17 protein-coding genes are annotated in these 19791 nt (G+C 37.5%); 7 read left to right on the top strand and 10 right to left on the bottom strand.

The features are described 5' to 3' along the window. The first annotated feature begins 186 nt into the window (after positions 1 to 186). A complete protein-coding gene (gene fabD, locus AAC073_RS05690) occupies positions 187 to 1065 on the top strand; it encodes an ACP S-malonyltransferase (protein WP_339922882.1) in 879 nt (292 codons plus the stop codon). Positions 1066 to 1269: 204 nt separating this feature from the next. On the opposite strand, the gene AAC073_RS05695 is transcribed toward fabD, so the two are convergent. Together AAC073_RS05695 and folK are read right to left on the bottom strand one after the other, a co-directional pair. Next, the gene (locus tag AAC073_RS05695) at positions 1270 to 1536 is read right to left on the bottom strand and encodes a hypothetical protein (RefSeq protein ID WP_339922883.1); all 267 of its coding nucleotides are present in this window, start codon (positions 1534 to 1536) and stop codon (positions 1270 to 1272) included. Positions 1537 to 1613: 77 nt separating this feature from the next. Continuing rightward, complete coding sequence (folK, locus tag AAC073_RS05700) at positions 1614 to 2102, bottom strand: 2-amino-4-hydroxy-6-hydroxymethyldihydropteridine diphosphokinase (RefSeq protein ID WP_339922884.1); 489 nt, start codon at positions 2100 to 2102, stop codon at positions 1614 to 1616. 78 nt (positions 2103 to 2180) lie between these two features. Here folK and sppA point away from each other — a divergent pair, with 78 nt between their 5' ends. The 3 genes from sppA (at position 2181) to AAC073_RS05715 (ending at position 7585) form a co-directional block, all read left to right on the top strand. Then, complete coding sequence (gene sppA / locus AAC073_RS05705; protein ID WP_339922885.1) at positions 2181 to 3941, top strand: signal peptide peptidase SppA; 1761 nt, start codon at positions 2181 to 2183, stop codon at positions 3939 to 3941. A 12-nt stretch (positions 3942 to 3953) separates the two neighbouring features. Continuing rightward, positions 3954 to 4850: an endonuclease/exonuclease/phosphatase family protein gene (locus AAC073_RS05710; protein WP_339922886.1), complete on the top strand. Its 897-nt coding sequence runs from the start codon at positions 3954 to 3956 to the stop codon at positions 4848 to 4850. A 110-nt stretch (positions 4851 to 4960) separates the two neighbouring features. Continuing rightward, positions 4961 to 7585, top strand: a complete 2625-nt coding sequence (locus AAC073_RS05715; protein ID WP_339922887.1) for a valine--tRNA ligase — start codon at positions 4961 to 4963, stop codon at positions 7583 to 7585. A 160-nt stretch (positions 7586 to 7745) separates the two neighbouring features. Here the strand turns inward: AAC073_RS05715 and AAC073_RS05720 are convergent, their stop codons facing one another. The 5 genes from AAC073_RS05720 to AAC073_RS05740 form a co-directional block, all read right to left on the bottom strand. Beyond that, the gene (locus AAC073_RS05720; RefSeq protein ID WP_339922888.1) at positions 7746 to 8285 is read right to left on the bottom strand and encodes an inorganic diphosphatase; all 540 of its coding nucleotides are present in this window, start codon (positions 8283 to 8285) and stop codon (positions 7746 to 7748) included. Positions 8286 to 8475: 190 nt separating this feature from the next. Continuing rightward, positions 8476 to 9564 carry a hybrid sensor histidine kinase/response regulator gene (locus AAC073_RS05725; protein ID WP_339922889.1) on the bottom strand — a complete coding sequence of 363 codons (1089 nt, stop codon included), beginning with the start codon at positions 9562 to 9564 and terminating at the stop codon, positions 8476 to 8478. 3 nt (positions 9565 to 9567) lie between these two features. Then, positions 9568 to 11700: a 7TM diverse intracellular signaling domain-containing protein gene (locus tag AAC073_RS05730; RefSeq protein WP_339922890.1), complete on the bottom strand. Its 2133-nt coding sequence runs from the start codon at positions 11698 to 11700 to the stop codon at positions 9568 to 9570. Further along, complete coding sequence (locus AAC073_RS05735) at positions 11690 to 12397, bottom strand: hypothetical protein (protein WP_339922891.1); 708 nt, start codon at positions 12395 to 12397, stop codon at positions 11690 to 11692. Before AAC073_RS05735 ends, AAC073_RS05730 begins: the two co-directional genes overlap by 11 nt. Then, positions 12387 to 13496: a ThiF family adenylyltransferase gene (locus AAC073_RS05740; protein ID WP_339922892.1), complete on the bottom strand. Its 1110-nt coding sequence runs from the start codon at positions 13494 to 13496 to the stop codon at positions 12387 to 12389. The genes AAC073_RS05735 and AAC073_RS05740 overlap by 11 nt, the downstream gene beginning before the upstream one ends. Positions 13497 to 13756: 260 nt before the next feature. Here AAC073_RS05740 and AAC073_RS05745 point away from each other — a divergent pair, with 260 nt between their 5' ends. Continuing rightward, positions 13757 to 14221: a response regulator gene (locus AAC073_RS05745; RefSeq protein WP_339922893.1), complete on the top strand. Its 465-nt coding sequence runs from the start codon at positions 13757 to 13759 to the stop codon at positions 14219 to 14221. Positions 14222 to 14245: 24 nt separating this feature from the next. Here the strand turns inward: AAC073_RS05745 and AAC073_RS05750 are convergent, their stop codons facing one another. Genes AAC073_RS05750 through AAC073_RS05760 form a run of 3 tightly spaced genes read right to left on the bottom strand, consistent with a single transcriptional unit; the run spans position 14246 to position 17451 of the window. Beyond that, the gene (locus tag AAC073_RS05750; protein ID WP_339922894.1) at positions 14246 to 15466 is read right to left on the bottom strand and encodes an alanine dehydrogenase; all 1221 of its coding nucleotides are present in this window, start codon (positions 15464 to 15466) and stop codon (positions 14246 to 14248) included. Beyond that, the gene (gene tsaE, locus AAC073_RS05755; RefSeq protein WP_339922895.1) at positions 15463 to 15891 is read right to left on the bottom strand and encodes a tRNA (adenosine(37)-N6)-threonylcarbamoyltransferase complex ATPase subunit type 1 TsaE; all 429 of its coding nucleotides are present in this window, start codon (positions 15889 to 15891) and stop codon (positions 15463 to 15465) included. The genes AAC073_RS05750 and tsaE overlap by 4 nt, the downstream gene beginning before the upstream one ends. Before the next feature lie 6 nt (positions 15892 to 15897). After that, positions 15898 to 17451, bottom strand: coding sequence for a PglZ domain-containing protein (locus AAC073_RS05760; protein WP_339922896.1), 1554 nt, complete (start codon positions 17449 to 17451; stop codon positions 15898 to 15900). 52 nt (positions 17452 to 17503) lie between these two features. Here AAC073_RS05760 and AAC073_RS05765 point away from each other — a divergent pair, with 52 nt between their 5' ends. Together AAC073_RS05765 and lpxD are read left to right on the top strand one after the other, a co-directional pair. Further along, on the top strand, positions 17504 to 18745 hold the full coding sequence (locus AAC073_RS05765) for an HD domain-containing protein (protein ID WP_339922897.1): 1242 nt from the start codon (positions 17504 to 17506) through the stop codon (positions 18743 to 18745). Between the two features lie 17 nt (positions 18746 to 18762). Next, positions 18763 to 19785 carry a UDP-3-O-(3-hydroxymyristoyl)glucosamine N-acyltransferase gene (gene lpxD / locus AAC073_RS05770; RefSeq protein ID WP_339922898.1) on the top strand — a complete coding sequence of 341 codons (1023 nt, stop codon included), beginning with the start codon at positions 18763 to 18765 and terminating at the stop codon, positions 19783 to 19785. The last annotated feature ends 6 nt before the right edge of the window (positions 19786 to 19791 follow it).

A 19791-nucleotide genomic window follows, 5' to 3' on the forward strand; every position in this document is an offset into this window, starting at 1 on the left:
AATAAAATTCCGATATTTTTACAACATTTTTTCCGCTACTAACTTAGTATGACGTAGCTTGTTATTGTTTTCGGAATAAAATACACCATTGGTTTCTTTCTTAGAATTGGCTCCCCAGTTAAAAATTGAGCCTACCCAATTTTTTACTTATCTTTGAGGCTTTATTTAAAACTTGAACCAATTACAATGGTAGCCTATATGTTTCCGGGCCAAGGAGCCCAATTTCCAGGAATGGGAAAATCACTTTATGAGAGCAGTTCAGAAGCCAAAAAGCTTTTTGATCAGGCCAATGAAATTCTTGGCTTTCGCATTACCGACATCATGTTCGATGGCACAGCAGAAGCGCTGAAGCAAACAAATGTAACCCAACCTGCGGTTTTCCTTCATTCTGCCATAGCCGCTTTAACGGCGCCTGATTTTCATCCGGATATGGTAGCGGGTCATTCATTGGGAGAATTTTCTGCCTTGGTCGCCAACAAATCCTTACAGTTTGAGGATGCTTTAAAACTGGTTCACCAAAGGGCTTTGGCCATGCAGGAAGCCTGTGAAATTAATCCATCTACAATGGCTGCTATTCTCGGATTGTCCGATGAGAAAGTAGAAGAAATTTGTGCTTCGATAGAAGGCCACATAGTGGTGCCTGCCAATTATAACTGTCCAGGACAGTTGGTGATATCAGGTAGTTTAGAGGGCATTCAGATCGCCTGCGAAAAACTAAAAGAGGCTGGAGCCAAGCGTGCCTTACCATTGCCTGTAGGTGGCGCCTTCCATTCTCCATTGATGGAGCCTGCCAAACTAAAACTAGAAGCTGCCATTAATTCCACCACCTTTGCTGATCCGATTTGTCCTGTATATCAAAATGTAAGTACCACTGCCGTCAGTGACGTAAATGCGATCAAAGAAAATTTAATCGAACAGCTTACAGCTCCTGTAAAATGGACACAGTCTGTGCAAAACATGACCAAGGATGGCGCCAAGCTTTTTATAGAATGTGGCCCTGGGAAAGTATTGCAAGGTTTAGTCAAAAAAATTAACAATGAAGTAGAGACCAAATCACTTGATTAATGCGGGAAAACTAATTCTGCTAGCAAAACAAATTGAGTCTATCTTCAACATTAAAGATAGACTCAATTTTTATTTTCAATACTTTGGTAAACTTCAGTAGTAGACAAAAGTTTTACGCTCGACAGCTTGCGTCCCAAAATACAAATCATTTGTAATTTCTTCAATTAATCTATCGTTCAAATAATATTTGTATTCAAACGCGGGTCAATATTCTGGGCTTATTATCTTTAAGGATCTGGCTATCAATAAATCTCTTTCATTGTATAAATATCTGTACCGATAAAAAGGGTTCTCCATTCCTGCTTCCCGGAAATGCTCTTCTCTAATTAATCGGTCATTATCATCTATGTAAAAATATTCGTGCAACTCATACATTTCATCATCACCACGCCGATAAGTGACTTCCCTACCCAGTTCATCGTACTCAAAGCGCTCATATTCTTCAAATATTCCATCGCTGTCCTCCTCCACGCGTATGGTACGACCATCATCTTCATAAAACCGTTGAAAATCAAAATCGAAAAACAGCCCCTCAGTTCCTGACCCTTTTAGCTTATATCACACCATGGCTTCACCTTCAGGCTATCCTCACATTCTTCCCTCAAAACCATAGACGACTTTCCCATCTGTGGATGTACAAAGTCAGGCAAAACCTCCGCCAAAGGCACAAGAACGAAGTTTCTATCTACCATATAAGGGTGAGGCACTTTTAATCTTTCAGTATTGATTATTTCATAATCATAATATAGAATATCGATGTCCATCGTTCTATCCCCCCATTTTATAACCCGCTCCCTTCCCAATTGATTTTCTATATTAAGAATAAAATCCAGACAATCTATAGCATCTAAATTGGTAGTCAAGACAAGCACTTGATTGAGATAAGGCGTCTTTGATTCCCCACCCCAAGCTGCTGTTTGATATATTAACGATTCCTTTTCGAGGCTCATTTGTTGAGTTAGCAGTTTTCTTGCATTTTTTAATAAAGAAAGTCTATCTCCCATATTCCCCCCTAAGCCCAATACCACCTGATGCATACTGAATTAATTAAATCAAAATCAACAGTTTTGTTAAAAATAGGTTAATTTTGAAGATTATAAAAAGAGGATAAAGATATGAAATTTTTAAGCAATGTATTGGCTGTCATTGTTGGATTGCTGATTTTCTGGGTAATTGGCTTTTTTATGCTGGCCGGAATAATCGCTATCAGCTCCAGCGGAGACCAAACGGAAATTGAAGAAAATTCTGTTCTACATATTAAACTCAATGGCATCCCAATTGTAGAAAGCGCCCCAGACGATGACTTAGGGCTGCCTCCTCTACCGTATATTGGCAACACAACCACTATAGGCCTTAATCAAATAATTAAAGCCATCCGGACTGCCGCTGAAAATGATGATATCAAAGGCATTTATCTCGAGAGTGGTATGCTATCCGCTGGGCAGGCACATATTTTAGAAATCAGAAATGAGCTCAATTCATTTAAAGAGAAGGGGAAGTTTATTGTTTCTTATTCTGAATATTATTCCGAACCCGGCTATTTTCTTAGTTCTGTAGCAGATGAAATCTACCTCAACCCAATTGGGGATATAGAATTCAATGGATTTTCCAGTGCTCCTGTATTCTTCAAAGGCATGTTTGAAAAATTGGAAATTGAACCTGTTATTTTTAGAGTAGGCGAATTTAAAAGTGCCATTGAGCCATTTATTTTAGAAAAAATGAGTGAAGAAAATCGTCTTCAAACCAGGACCTATCTAAATGACATGAATACGGTGATGGTGGAGCAAGTAGCCAATAGCCGTAATCTAGAAACTGAAAAGGTTAGAGAAATCAATGATGGCATGTTGGTTAGAAACGGACAGGATGCTTTGGATTACAAATTAATTGATGGCCTTTGGTACGATGACCAGGTAATCACACGCTTAAAGGATAAACTAGAGATTTCAGAAGAAGATGAAGACATCAATACCATTGGTATTACTGCCATCAATCAATCCGCCAAATCCAAGAACAGGCTTTCTGAAAATACCATTGCCTTGATCATTGCGGATGGGGAAATCGTAGGTGGAGAAGCCATAGACCAAATTAGTTCTGAACGGTTTCTAAAGGAAATCAGGAAAGCAAGGAAAAATGAAGATGTAAAAGCAATTGTAATACGAATAAATTCCCCTGGTGGATCGGTGGTTGCCTCTGAAGTAATTTGGAGAGAACTTTCCGAGGCCCAAAAAGAAAAGCCTTTAATCGCTTCCATGTCCAATTATGCTGCATCGGGTGGGTATTACATTGCCGCACCAGCTGACACCATCGTTGCCTATCCAAACACCATTACTGGTTCTATCGGTATTTTCGGACTTTGGTTCAATGCCAAAGGGTTATTAAACAACAAACTGGGCATCACTACAGATGAAGTCAGCACTGGAACCTACTCTAATTTGCTAGACCCTACCAAAACCATTTCGGAAGCGGAAAAAGCCATCATGCAGAAAAAGGTAGAAGAAGGTTACGATACCTTTATCAGTAGGGTTTCAGAAGGAAGAAACATGAGCCGGGAGCAAGTCTTAGCCATCGCTGGAGGTAGGGTTTGGTCAGGAAAAAAAGCCAAAGAAAATGGATTGGTAGATGTGCTTGGTGATTTTGACGATGCCATAGAAATTGCAGCTAAAAAAGCGGGAATAGCAGATGATTACAGACTTGTTGTCTATCCAAAGCAAAAAAGTGTTTTTGAACAGATAATGGAGGATTTGGGAAGTGATGTACAAAGCACCTACCAACGAATCAAATTGGGTTATTCTTATGAGATTTTCAACACACTTGAAAAAATCGAAAAATTGCAAGGAAGAATGGTTCTATTACCATTTCAATCAGAAATAAAATAACTACCTATAAAAATGAATATTTTCACCTCTTTCCGATTAAAATTGCGGTATTTCAAACTTTCTGGTTTCACGCTTTCTATAATCCTAATACTGTTTACTTTTATTCAGGCTCAAACATCATTGGCTCAAGGAAAATACAATATCGCTACTTATAATATTCGCTATGCCAATCCAAATGACGAGGGAAATCTATGGGAAGATCGAGCACCACATTTAATAAATCTCATCCGTTTTCACGAAATGGATATCATAGGCATTCAGGAAGGGCTATTTAACCAACTTGAAATGATTAAGGAAGGGCTAGACTTCCCATACATAGGCGTGGGAAGAGATACTGGAGAGAAAGAAGGAGAATTTAGTGCTGTTTTTTACAATCCTGAGAAATTTACACTTCTTGATCAAGACACCTTTTGGCTCTCTCCTACACCAGATAAACCCTCAAAAGGTTGGGATGCCTCCTTAAATAGAATTTGCACCTGGGGTAAATTCAAAACGCAAGAAGGTCAAGAATTTTATGTATTCAATGTACACTACGACCATAGGGGTCAAAAAGCTAGAGAAGAAAGCAGCAAATTAATAATCCAGAAAATTCAAGCCATTAACACACAAAATCTCCCTAGCATTTTAACAGGAGATTTTAATATAGAAGACGACAATCCTGCGTACAAGGAAATTGTAAAGGACGATAGGATGAAGGACAGTAAGATGGAATCCAAGAATCCTCCCTACGGCCCATTAGGTACTTTCACCGGTTTCAAATGGGACATGCTCCCAGAAAAAAGAATTGATTATATTTTTGTCAACGATGGTGTAAGCGTCACGCACCAAGGTACTCTTTCCGACAATTACGGTAAAAAATACCCTTCAGATCATTTCCCTGTGATGGTGAAAGTTAACATAGGCAACTAAAAATTCATTCACTTTTCCTTAGCAAAATATACAACTTTTGGTAATCCTTCTCATAAAGGTGCTCCAAAGAGTATAATTGTATTATTTTTGCACCTCAAATTGATTAGACCATGGCATTACCTACCAAATATACCCCCTCAAGCATTGAATCTAAATGGTACCAATATTGGATGGAGCACGGAATGTTTCATTCCGAACCTGACGCCAATAAAGAACCTTATTCAATAGTAATCCCCCCTCCCAATGTGACTGGCGTACTGCATATGGGCCATATGCTCAACAATACCATTCAGGACATCCTGATCCGGAAAGCGAGAATGGAAGGTAAAAATGCTTGCTGGGTACCTGGTACAGATCATGCATCTATTGCTACTGAAGCAAAAGTAGTGGCCATGCTAAAGGAACAAGGGATTGAAAAAAAATCGCTTTCCAGAGAATCTTTTCTAACCCATGCCTGGGAATGGAAAGATAAATATGGCGGTATAATACTTGAGCAGCTTAAAAAGCTAGGCGCTTCTTGTGATTGGGAAAGAACACGTTTCACCATGGACAAGGACCTTAGTGAAGCAGTGACCAATGTATTTGTAGACTTACACAAAAAAGGTAAAATTTACAGGGGCATCCGGATGGTGAACTGGGACCCAAAAGGCCGAACTGCTCTATCTGACGACGAAGTTATATTTAAGGAGATTCCTTCTAAGCTCTATTATATAAAATACCAAATAGAAGGCGAAAATGAATACCTAACGATCGCTACCACCAGGCCTGAAACCATAATGGCCGATGTGGCAATTTGTATTCATCCAGAGGATACACGTTTTTCGCATTTGAAAGGAAAAAAAGCATTGATTCCATTGATCAATAAAGCCATCCCCATCATTGAGGATGATTATGTAGACATGGAATTTGGTACTGGTTGTTTAAAAATTACTCCAGCGCATGACATTAATGATTACGAAATTGGCATCAGGCATCAATTGGAAGTAATTGATATTCTTAGCGATGACGGAACATTGAATGAAAAAGCCCAATTACTTGTCGGAGAAGATCGATTTATAGCAAGGAAAAAGATAGCAAAATTATTAAAAGAAGCAGCACAACTAGAGAAAGAAGAAGCTTATAATTCCAATGTAGGCCACTCCGAACGAACTGATGCTGTAATAGAGCCAAAACTATCGATGCAGTGGTTTATGGCAATGGAGCAAATAACCCAACCTGCTCTTAAAGCAGTTATGGATGACAGCGTGAAGCTCTTCCCGCCGAAATTCAAAAACATGTACAAAAGCTGGATGGAAAATGTAAGGGACTGGTGCATTTCTCGTCAGCTCTGGTGGGGTCACCGTATACCTGCTTTTTATCTTCCTAATGGCGAATATGTAGTTGCGGCTTCAATAGAAGAAGCGGTAATTTTGGCCAATGATAATGGGGGCAATTTCACTGCAGCTGACTTAAGGCAAGACGAAGATGTTCTGGACACTTGGTTTTCTTCTTGGTTATGGCCTATCTCAGTTTTTGATCCGGAATTCTTTAAAACAGGTAAAAAGAATGAAGACCTTGCTTATTATTACCCAACAAATGACTTGGTAACTGCCCCAGAGATATTGTTTTTCTGGGTAGCCAGAATGATAATTGCAGGATACGAATATACGGGTGAAAAACCATTTCAGAATGTATACCTAACGGGAATCGTTAGGGACAAATTGGGTAGAAAAATGTCCAAGTCACTTGGCAATTCTCCAGACCCGCTCGCTTTAATTGAGCAATATGGTGCTGATGGTGTGAGGACAGGCATGCTATTTAGTAGTCCTGCTGGTAATGACCTCCCTTATGATGAAAAACTAGTGGAGCAGGGCCGTAACTTCTCCAATAAAATTTGGAATGCCTATCGATTGATAGAAGGCTGGGAAGTTATTGAAAAGGATGAAAGCACCAATCAAACAGCAATTGACTGGTTTGAAAACCGTTTTAACCAATCCCTCGCCGAAATCGCTGACCACTTTGATAAGTTCAGGATTTCAGACGCTTTAATGTCCGTTTACAAGCTTATCTGGGATGACTTCTGCTCTTGGTACCTGGAAATGGTCAAGCCGGAATATCAAGCTCCAATAGACAAGAAAACTAAGGATAAAACCATAGTCCTTTTCGAAAACCTGATGAAGGTATTACATCCTTTTATGCCTTTCATCACCGAAGAGCTTTGGCAACAATTGGGGAAAAGAGAAACCAATGAAGCACTAATGTTATCAGATTGGCCTCAATTAGGATCGTTTGATACTAAAATCATAGAAGAGGCTTCAAAGATATTTGAGATCGTATCGCAAATCCGTAATGTAAGGGCTTCAAAAGGGATTTCTCCTAAAGAGGCTTTCGAACTTACCATACACACAAACGATCCAAAATTATACACAAAGTATGAAGCAATTGTCTCCAAACTAGCCAATATAAGCGCAATACAGTTTGGGGAAAATGTAGCCAATGCCGTTAGTTTTGTAGTCAAATCTGATGAGTTCTTTATTCCTTTGAATGAGAAAATCGATCTTGAGCAAGAACGAGAGAATTTGCAGAAAGAACTAGATTACACTTTAGGCTTCTTGAAGGCTGTTTCTAAAAAACTGCAGAATGATAAGTTTGTCAACCATGCTCCAGAAGCCGTGGTGGCCAAAGAAAAGCAAAAGATGGAAGATGCCATATCTAAGGTAAAAGCATTGGAGGACAACATTAACAAATTAGGCTAGGCTTAAGCATTTTATGCGATCCTATTTCCTCAAAAAGGGCCGCTGATGAAGCGCTTCCAAACACTTACCATATAAATACAGTAGCCCGAGTTGTGAAATAAATAAATTATTTCGCAACTCGGGCTAAACTAATATTTCAATAATTAGAGAGAGTAAACCCCTATTTAATAGTCTTAAAGGTTTTATTGTAGAGCTCTACGGATTCATTAATAATGCGCATAGCATCTTCTTTTCCTAGGAAATCTTCCACCTTCACTTCCTTATTTTCGAGTTTTTTATAATCCTCGAAAAAACGATGAGTTTCCTTCATTAAATGGGGAGGAAGTTCAGAAATATCCTCATAATAATTTACAGACTGGTCATCAGCAGCTACAGCAATGATTTTATCATCGGCTTCACCACCATCAATCATTCGCATAACTCCAATAACTTTTGCCTTTACAAGCGTCATCGAAGGAATGTCTATTTGGGAAATAATCAATATGTCAAGGGGATCACGATCCTCACAGAAAGTTTGAGGTATAAAGCCGTAATTGGCAGGATAGTGCACAGCTGAAAAAAGCACACGATCCAAAAGTAACATACCTGATTCTTTATCAAGTTCGTACTTTCCTTTACTTCCTTTGGGTATTTCTATTACTCCAGTTACGTATTCTGGTGAGTTTGGCCCAATACTCACATCATGCCAAGGGTTAATCATAAAAAAACATTTTTTAATAAAAATTAATGTTGCAAATTACCTCCATTTTATATCTCAACAAAGAACTTTGGAGAATATTAATAGGGTATCAGGATATTTAAACGTACCATACAATAGAAAATTGCGAGTTTTAACTTGTTTAAAATTCAAACATTTTTCTTTGAATAAGATTGAAGCTACTTAGGTAAAGTTATAATTCTAACAAGTCAGGAAGGTGTACATGGACTTTAGTGCCTATTTTAGGAACGGAATTAAGAATAACATGACCTTTAAGCTGTTCTATTGATTCTTTCACCATGTATAGCCCAAGGCCAGATCCCACGTTTCTTTGAGTAGCCCTGTGAAATAGATTAAAGACATCATTTTTATGCTTGTCCTCAATGCCTATTCCATTGTCAGAGACTTCAATCATCGCCCCTTTAGGATTCACTTCAATATTGATCTTTATCCATTTGCCTTCTTCGTCCTTCTGAAATTTGAAGGCATTACTGAACAAGTTATTAAGAATCACCCTAATCTTTGATTCATCTGAATGAAACACGTCTTTCTGGTCAATGGACAAAAATATTTCAATCCCATCTAGTTTCCATTTTAATTTGTATTCATTCAGTAATTGCCTAAGGATATCTTCAAATTTTATCGTGACAATTTTATTTTCGATTTTTGTTGACCTGTAAAAATCTAGCATTTTATAAATAAAATCATCTAGCTTCAAGGTCGCAGAATCTATCATCTCAAAATACTCAATTATACCCGGATCCTTTACTTCCATTTTTGCAAGTTTGGATATGCCTGATATACTCATCAGTGGGCCACGCAATTCATGTGACAAACTGTATACAAACTGATTCATCTCAGAATGAAGCTTTTGCAGTCGATTGTTCTTCTCTTTTAACTCTTTTCTGGCATTGAAAATCTCTGCTGCATTTAGGATTGCATTTTTTATCTGCTCAATGTTCCATGGTTTATCTATAAATCGATAGACCTCGCCTCTATTGATAGCGTCAATAACACTAGTAATATCGGAGTATCCTGTTAAAAGAATTCGAATCGGATCAGGATTAATTTCAACCAGTTTTTCAAAAAACTCAACCCCGGTCATACCTGGCATCCTTTGGTCCGCTATGACAACTTGAAACTCATGGTTCTTGGCAAGAATCAACCCATCCTCAGCATCTATTGCCGTTTGCACTCTAAATTCTTTCCTCAATGCTGCCTTGAATGAGTTTAGATTATTGTCTTCATCATCAATATACAGCACCTCAATCCTTTTCGTCATCTGTTATCCTTTTTGGTTAACTGGCAATGCGATATTAAAAACAGTTCCTACACCTTGCTCAGAATCCACCTTAATGGACCCTTTGTGATTTTCAATGATTGTATAAACTATAGATAGCCCTAAACCCGTACCTTGACCAACGGCCTTGGTAGTGAAAAATGGTTCAAATATCTTCTCCTTCACTTTATCTGGCATACCAACTCCATTGTCTTTAATTTGAATTCCAACCATCTCATCTTTAAAGAAAACATTTATGGTAAGTTCAGGCTCTCTACCTTCAATAGGATGATCAAGAAGTGCATGAATAGCATTGCTAATTATATTCATGAAGACCTGATTTATCTTTCCAGCCAAACATTCTACCATAGGAACGTCTTCATAATTCTTGGTTAACTTAATAACACCAGACATAGTACTATTAAGGAGAATCAATGTACTATCTAATCCTTCACGAAGATCAACTTCTTTGACATCTTGTTCATCCACTCTTGAGAATAATTTCAGACCACGTACTATCTCTACTGTCCTTTTAGCACCATCTTCCATCCCATTAAGCAATTGCTCAACTTCTTCTAATAAGTAATCGAACTCAATTTCTTCCTCCATCTCATCGAGCTGCTCTTTACTTTCCTCAGAAAACTCTAATTTGCCCTTCTCCCTATACACATCCATCAATTCGAGAATGTCTTTGAGGTCACGTTTTAAAGGAGAGATATTTGAACTAACAAAATTTATGGGGTTATTGATTTCATGGGCTATTCCTGCTGTCAACTGACCTAGAGATGCCATTTTTTCTTGATTAACAAGTTGAGTCTGCGTGTTTTGGAGATTCTTCAAGGTCAATTCTAATTCCTCTGTTCTGGATTTGACCATGTCCTCCAAATAAACGTTTTGTTCCTTGATTAGTCTTTCATTCTCTTTGACAGCTTCAAGCTTGTCTAACTGCTCATCTTCTTTCTCCTTCTTCAAAATATTAATTTTATCAGCCAAAGCAAAAGAAAGCAATAATGCTTCAATGGCAGTTCCCGCAAGTAAAGGTGCATTCGCATAGGAACCCAAATTAATTATCATCAGGTTATGAAGTATTAGCACTACCAGCCCGATCAAAAGGAAACTCCAGGCCAGCAAAAAGAAATAAGCAGACCTATTACCTCCTCGCGCGGCTACTATCCCTATAGTGAAAAAACAAACAACAAATATAAGCCCGTTCAAATCCATCATGGAATAGCTTATTTCAACAAAGCCCATTTGCCACAGCACCAGGGATATCACATAGGACAAGGGGATTAGGTAAAGGTATTTCTCATATTTAGGAATGTATTCATTGGTTCTCAGGAACAACTGAATAAATGGAATAACAAAGACACTGGACAGGGTAGTAAACCCAATTATACTCAACTCATATAGGAATACGTCCTTTTGAAGCAGGAAGTAAGAATGTCCAGAAATAGAGAGCTGAGCCAGCCCAATAAACAAAATATAGAAACAATAAAATAAATAAACCCTATCCTTAACAGCGAAATAGAGGATCAGGTTGTAAAGAAAAAGCGCAACCATTATTCCAAAGTAGAAACTTATGATAATGAGGCGCAGACTATAATTTGAATAAAAAGAGGAGTAGGGATAAATAAAGGCCTCAAATTTTAAAGGCACTTTAGAATAAACTCTTAGAACAACTGAAGAACTAAATTCATTGTCAAGCTGAAGATTAAAATATGGATTTGGGTTGCGCAGGGAGTTTTCGCTCTTCAAGACAGTACCTGACAACTCTTTATAAACCAGTTCTCCATTTCTATTGAACCGGTATAATTCCACCTCCCTAAATGATGGGTTGCTGATTTCAAGAAAGTAAACACTGTCTTTATTTAACCAGCCAAAATCATCTAGATCGAGTTTTACGAATAAATCCTTTTTAACGGCCCCAAGGTCCACACCTCCCAGAGCTATAGAATCGAAGGCAGTTAGGTCTAAATCCTCACCAATGGCATCTTGTTCTCCAAAAAAATAGGAATAATTGGTAAATCGTAAATCATCATCCTGTTTTAACATCCCCAAAAAGGAAATTATTGGCAATATCACCACCACTAATGAAAGGATTGTTAAAGATGCATATTTGAAATAAGTCTTATTTTTCATTCTGTGGCTTAGGGATTTGAAGTTCAAACTGTAATTCCATTTCACCTTTCGGACCACTCTCTACAGTATTAAAATTAATTTTATTCCTTAATTCAAATATATAATTCCTTTCCGTTTCCTGAGCGTGAGACAGTTCAGGTATATCATTGATCTCTAAAGCTGTTGCTATCAATCCTTCTTTTGGATAATAAAACGAACCATTATCTCCTAGAACGGTAATTATCTCATAGCCAACGCTCTTAGAGATACTCAATGTTACAGGAGAACTTAGACCAAAAAGCTTTTTCAAATTCAACTGTGGAAGAATGGCAATTCCAACCCTAACCAAATAAATACTTCCAATCCCATATCCTGCAACCTCTCGGCTATTCCACAAGCCACAATACTCGGCTACTTCCAGGTCTTTAAACTCTGCCAGATAAGCACCAATTTTAGGATCAATTTCTTTAATTGCCAATTCAAAGGGCAAGGGGAAATATTCCGTTCTTAATTGAATTCTACCTCCACCTAATATTCTTTGATCCTCCATGGACTCAAAAAGAATCAGGTAAACATGGGGATTCAAAGCCCATGACCTATCAGCGGATGTCACTTTCGTAATTCCATAAGATTCTAAAACCTTATGGTGACCGAAAATATACTTTTCGGTAGCATCGACATCATCAATGGCTCTAACTATCCTAACTCTAACTTTCATTAAAATCGATTATCTTGTCCAGATCAACATAAAACCTTCCTGATTTTACTTTGTGATTCAAAAGTAACAGTCTTGCATAATGACAACAAGCTGCTCCACCTAAAAACACAGAGGATGCAAGTTGAGGCCACGATGTTATGGTTTTTCCCAATTCAGAAAAACTAAATTTTACCCTTGGCGAAAGGTTATCAAATTGTAATAGAGACATCATTATATCCTTAGCCTTTTCTTGCAGCTTAGAAATAATTTCTCCCTCTGGGCCATATTCAGTTAATAGTCCATGAAAAATCAATCTCTCCGGTTCCTGATCAAACCTTTCGATATCAATCATACCACGGTCACTTGTATCCATCATTACAGGTATTTTAAGAGCCTTTGCTTTTATTCTACTCAGAATTTTAATTGGTAAACTATCACATTCTTCAATCAATAGATCCATTTTTCCGTTTAAGTTAAAAAAATCATTGATATTATCCTCGATAATCCCCTCATTATATAATGTAACTTTTAAATATGGGTCTATTTCAGCAATTTCTCTAGCAACAATCCATGATTTCTTTATACCAATATTGTACACACCAGTTCTTATGCGATTCATATTGCTCAAATCCAAGGTGTCAAAATCAGCAATTCTCAACTCTCCGAAACACCTTTCCATCGCCAGACTTATTGCCACACTCTGCCCGACAGATAGACCTATTATGCCAATAATCTTATTCTGAAGCAAGTCCTGCTCTTCATCTGTGATTTTGTAGCGATTCCGAATGGTACGTAATTTTACAAAATCTTTTTCCTCCAATATTCGTACTGCCGTATTGCGCCATGGATAAAAAACCCAGACCCCATTTTCAGATTCGGAAAATCCAGAATTTGAGAAATATTCATTTTTTTTTTCTGCTGCTTCCTCATGAGACAACTTTCTCTTAGGGTTTTGCGTTTTTATGAGTTCTGAAAGTTGTAAATCAAAAGAATCAAAAAACATTACCTTACCTGTTTCTTTAAGCTGTTTGAGATCTTTTTTGTCCTTCTTATTTCGAGGTGAGAACAAAACAGGCTTATAGGCCTGATTAAACTCATTAATCTTAATTGAGTTTTCCATAAATATTAATAACTGAAAAAAGGATATACTGTAAGTAAAGTTATATTTTTGTAATTACAAATAATCAAGTGAGTAGAATTAATTTAATATTTTTTGATTTTCAGGTTTAAATTTATTAATTTATAGAATAAACTTTTGAATATAAATATATTAAGTTTAAACTAGTAAATTATATTTGAAGAAGAGCGATAATTTGCTTAAAATTAAAAATTGAATTTCTTGTTCTTAGCAATTTATTGTGGTATTTCGAAACTTAAGGTATGGAAAATAATAAAATCAGAATCCTCTATGTGGATGATGAGGTCAACAACTTAAAAGCGTTTAAGGCCACTTTTAGAAGGGAATATAAAATATTTTTAGCAGATTCTGCTGACGAGGGAAGAGACATACTGCTTCAGGAAGACATTGACATTATCATTACTGATCAAAGAATGCCTAAGGAAAACGGGGTAGATTTTTTGGAGTCAATTATTCCTATGCATCCAGATCCTATGCGTATTTTACTTACGGGCTATACTGATATTCAAGCGGTTATTGATGCTATCAATAAAGGAAAAGTGTATCATTATCTTACAAAACCCTGGGAAGAAGACTATCTCAGAACGGTAGTAAAAAATGCCTATGAAGTTTTTTCGTTAAGAAAGGAGAATAAGCAATTAACAGACAGCTTGCTCAAAGCCAATGATCAATTGGAGTTTCTCCTTAGGCAAAACCTCCTTTCCTAACTTTGTTTTAAGGATAGTCCTTTTTTAATATCTGGCGGCCAGTAACAATTGAAGCTCCTTGTGGGTCATTTGAAATTTTCGGCCCAAATGTGCACTAGTAAGACTGCCACGGTAGGTATATACCCCTTTCATGAACCATTTATAATTGAAAACCATTTCTTCTGGCCCTCCTATATCTGCCATCTGAAGTAAAATGGGGGTAAAGATATTACTAAGGGAATAGGAGGCTGTCCTTGAAACTCTCGATGCGATGTTTGGTACGCAGTAATGGATAACGCCATGTTTTTTAAACACTGGCTCGTTATGGCTGGTCATTTCTGCTGTTTCTATACATCCGCCTTGATCTATACTTACATCAATGATAATGCTTCCTTCCATCATTTGAGAAACCATTTCCTCAAACACAACTATTTTTGACCTACCCTTCTCTGCTCTAAGCGCTCCTATGACAACATCTGACTCCTTTAAGGCCTGACCTAAGACGTAATTGTCTATGGTAGATGTAAACACTTGCTGACCGAGGACCTGCTTAATTCGCCTTAATTTATATATTTGGTTGTCAAATATTTTAATGTTAGCACCAAGACCTAAAGCTGTTCTGGCCGCATACTCAGCCACTGTTCCAGCACCAATAATTACAACCTGAGTAGGCGGAACCCCAGTTATCCCCCCTAGAATTAATCCTTTACCGTCATTCACGCTGTTGAGGTACTCCGCAGCCACTAGCATGGCAGTGCTACCCGCTATTTCACTCATGGCCCTCACCACAGGCATGCCTCCTACTTTATCTTCCAGATTTTCAAAAGCTACTGCGGTAATTTTCTTCACATTCAGTTGCTGAATAAATTCGGCTTTTTGCTTGCCTAACTGGAGAGCTGAAATCAAACATGAACCTTGGCGCATATAGCCAATTTCCTCAGCAGAGGGGGGCTCAACCTTTAAAACTACCTCAGCATCAAAAGCCTCCTGACTGGTATAAACAATCCTTGCTCCAGCATCTGAATAATCCTTATCAGAAAATTTTGATAATTTACCAGCATTGGTTTCAACGACTACCCGCTGTCCATTGTTAACTAACAAAGTCACTGCCTCGGGCGTAAGAACGACCCGCTTTTCTTGATCAGCCGTTTCCTTAGGTATGCCAATCAATATTGGAGGACCTTTCCTCTTTAAACGGTCCATAGATTCCTGGGTGTACACCAAAGGCTCTTCGGCAATTTCGGTAAAACCTGTTTTACCTATCATTGATTGATGGTTTTAATGGCAATATTTCTTTTTTCAACTTGATCACTCTCAATCGTAATTAATGCGAATTTATCTGGCAAAAACATAGGGATTTTTTCTGCCCATTCTACAAAACAATAATTGCCACTGGAGAAATATTCTTCTATCCCCATGTCCAAGGCTTCCATTGGATCCTCTATTCTATAGAAATCAAAATGATACACTGGATCCCCTTGATCACTTGTGTACTCATTAACTATTGAGAATGTAGGACTGCTTACAGGGTCTATGATATTGAGTTTTTCGCATATCGCTTTTATCAAAGTGGTTTTACCCGCTCCCATATCTCCTTGGAAAACCCAAATTTTCATATCCCTGCATAAATCAATGATTGCCTCAGCAGCATTTGAAATCTCACTAATATGATCGCAAAATATTCGTTTCAATTAAAATTATTTTGGCTGCAAATGTACAATAGGAATAATCATTTCTTCAAGAGAAACCCCTCCATGTTGGAAAGTATCCCTATAATAGTTTACGTAATAATTATAGTTATTGGGATAGGCAAAGAAATAATCCTCTACAGCAAATACATAACTGGATGAAATATTCAAACGAGGAAGCCTCGCTTCATCCGGATTATCTATTTCAAAGACCTTTCCCGATTCAAAATTAAGGTTTTTTCCTTGTTTATACCTTAAGTTGGTGGTAACGTTTCGATCTCCGATGATTTTATAAGGTTTATTCACACGTTTGGTTCCATGATCAGTTGTTACAATCACCTCTGCACCTGCGGCGCTAATTTTCTTAAAAAGCTCAAACAAAGAGCTATGCAGGAACCAACTTATGGTCAAAGAGCGATAGGCAGATTCATCTGGGGCCAATTCTCTGATCATTTTCATATCAGTCCTGGCGTGTGACATCATGTCCACGAAATTATACACCAAAACATTCAACTCATTTTTCATCAAGTTGGGAAACTGATCCAATACTGCTTTCCCTTGGTTGGTTTGCAATATTTTATTGTAGCTTGAACGAATAGAAAGACGGTTCTTTTTTAAATTAACCTTCAAAAATTCGGCTTCGTTGTTGTTTTTCCCTTCATCTGTATCTTCACCTTCCCATAAATCAGGATGCGATTTAGCCATTTCAAGAGGCATCATACCACTGAACAAGGCATTTCTTGAAAAGGCTGTCGTTGTAGGCAGTATGCTATAATAGGTCCCATTCTCCTTAACCAAAAAGTAATCTCTCAGTTGGGTTTCTATCATCTCCCATTGATCCAGTCTTAAATTGTCAATTACAATAAAAAACAAAGGCTTATCCGTTTCAATTTTTGGAAACACATGTTTCTTCATCACCTGATGGGACAAAACAGGCTTGCTAACGTTAGGCACATTTAGCCATTCCAGGTAATTTTCTTTTATAAATCGGGAAAAGTTTGCATTTGCCTCTACTTTTTGAGTTTCAAGCACTTCCTGCATACTTTTATTTTCGGTTTCATCTATTTCAAGTTCCCAATAGGTAAGCTTTTTATAGATATCTGCCCACTCTTCATGGTCAATAGCATCATTGTAAGCCATACTTATATTCCTAAAATCCTGTTGATAGGATAAGTTGGTCTTTTCACTTATCAGTTGTTTGTTTTGAAGGATCTTCTTCACTGAAAGCAAAATTTGATTCGGATTTATGGGCTTGATTAAGTAATCAGCAATTTTTCCACCGATAGCATCATCCATGATATGCTCTTCTTCACTCTTGGTGATCATCACCACAGGTATTTGTGGTTTAATGGTTTTGATTTGCTGAAGGGTTTCTAGACCTGTCATACCAGGCATCATCTCATCCAAAAAAATCACATCGAAATTATCTTCCTCTACCTTTTCAACAGCATCTAATCCACTATTCACCGTAACAATGTCATAGCCTTTTTGTTGTAAAAATAATATATGTGGTTTTAGGAGATCGATCTCATCATCTGCCCATAATATTTTGAAATTTTGCATATCAATTGGTTTAATTCTTTTTTAGTTTAATTACTTTTGGCAAGATACCTCTATGAACAGGACATTGAAAAGTTATAAAATCATAAATGACCCAGTATACGGGTTTATCAACATTCCTAGTGAGCTGATTTTTGCCGTCATTGACCACCCTTACTTTCAAAGGTTACGTAGAATCAAGCAGCTTGGTTTGACGGATATGGTTTACCCCGGCGCACTGCATACACGATTCCATCATGCCATTGGAGCGATGCACCTTATGAGCATCACTTTAGACCAGCTCCGGAATAAAGGTATAGAGATTTCTGAGACCGAATATGAAGCTGCACTACTCGCCATCTTGCTCCATGATATTGGCCATGGCCCATTTTCTCATGCTTTGGAATCAATATTACTAGAGGGCCAACATCATGAAACACTTTCACTCCTCTTTTTTGACGAATTAAATAAGCAATTTCATGGCCAGCTTTCACTGGCGAGAAAAATATTTGTTGGAAGTTACGAAAGAAAATTCTTTCACCAACTTGTATCTAGCCAATTGGACATTGATAGGTTGGATTATTTACAAAGAGATTGTTTTTTTACAGGGGTATCAGAAGGCACTATAGGGGCAGATCGTATCATTAAAATGATGACCATCGTAAATGATGAAGTTGTCATCGAGGAGAAAGGAATTTACAGCATAGAAAATTTCTTAAACGCGAGAAGACTTATGTACTGGCAAGTTTACCTGCATAAAACGACTGTCTGTGCCGAGAAAATGCTAATTAATCTGATCTTAAGAGCAAAGGACCTTGGGCGTGCAGGGTATCCACTGCCAGGCTCCATTGAGTTCATAGGTTTTTTGAATAATGACCTACCCAAAACAGGTAATATTGAAAACCCAGATTGGCTGGATGATTTTGCGCAACTAGATGATTTGGATATTTGGGGAGCCATCAAACTTTGGAAAGACCTTGACGACGTAGTACTAAGCCAAATCTCAAAAATGTTTTTGACTAGAAATTTGTATAAAATACATCTTAGCAACCTGCCACTAACTACTAGCAAAGTAGCTGATATGAAATCGAAAGTTCAAAAAAAGCTAATGGTTTCCGACAAAGAATTAAATTATTTTTTCTCAGAAGGTGAAATAAGCAACTATGGCTATTTGAAAGAAAATAAAATTTTAATCCTGACTAAAAAAGGGGAAGTTTTGGATGTAGCAACGGCAGCAGATTTACCAAATATAAAAGCCATGAGTAAAATTGTTAAAAAATACTATGCTTGTCATGCTAAAAACATAACTTTACGTTAAAAATTAATTAATACCTAATGGAATTTACCGTCGATCAAATTGCTCAACTTTTGGATGGAACTGTAGAAGGTGATGGTTCGCAGGTGATCAATAACCTGGAAAAAATCCAGGAAGGAAAACCAGGAAGCATAGGTTTCCTCGCTAATTTAAAATACGAAAAACACCTATACAGCACCAATTGCTCAGCAATTATTGTTTCAAAGGACTTTGTACCACAAAAATCCTATACGGCAACATTGGTAAAAGTGACAGACCCTTACTCTGCTTTTTCCAAGTTATTGGAAAGCTATGCAGCCCTCACCAGACCAAATCCACTTGGTATAGAAGAGCCCAGTTTTTTTGGAAAGGACAGTACCATTGGGGAGGGATTTTACCGAGGAGCATTTTCCTACATAGGTAAAAACTGCACAATCGGAGACAATGTTAAAATTTATCCTCAGGTATTTATTGGGGACAATGTCACCATTGGTAACAATTGCGTATTTCATCCGGGTGTAAAAATTTACGCTCAAACAAAAATAGGTAGCTACTGCGAAATCCACGGCGGAACGATTATTGGTAGCGATGGTTTTGGTTTTACCCCTCAGCCGGACGGTACCTATAATAATGTACCTCAGTTAGGAAATGTCATCTTAGAAGATCATATTAGCATAGGTTCTAATTCCACCATAGATTGTGCTACTATGGGGTCAACGCTAATTAAAAATGGGGTAAAAATAGACAATCATGTTCAGATTGCTCACAATGTCACTTTAGGAGAAAACACAGTTATTGCTGCTCAAGCAGGTGTAGCTGGCTCTACAGTAATAGGTAAAAACTGCGTTTTAGCAGGGAAATCTTCTATTGTTGGGCACATTGAACTGGCCGATAACACTACTATTGGAGGTAATACTGGTGTAATGAAATCAGTAACTGAACCAGGAACAACTTTATTTGGTTTTATAGGTTTTGATGTAAAAGCTTTCTTAAAATCTTATTCTGTATTCAAAAAACTACCTTTACTTCAGGACAAATTAAGAGAGCTGGAAAAAAAACAATAAATTCGC

It is taken from the genome of uncultured Cyclobacterium sp. (assembly GCF_963977555.1).
In the GTDB taxonomy this organism is placed as follows: domain Bacteria; phylum Bacteroidota; class Bacteroidia; order Cytophagales; family Cyclobacteriaceae; genus Cyclobacterium.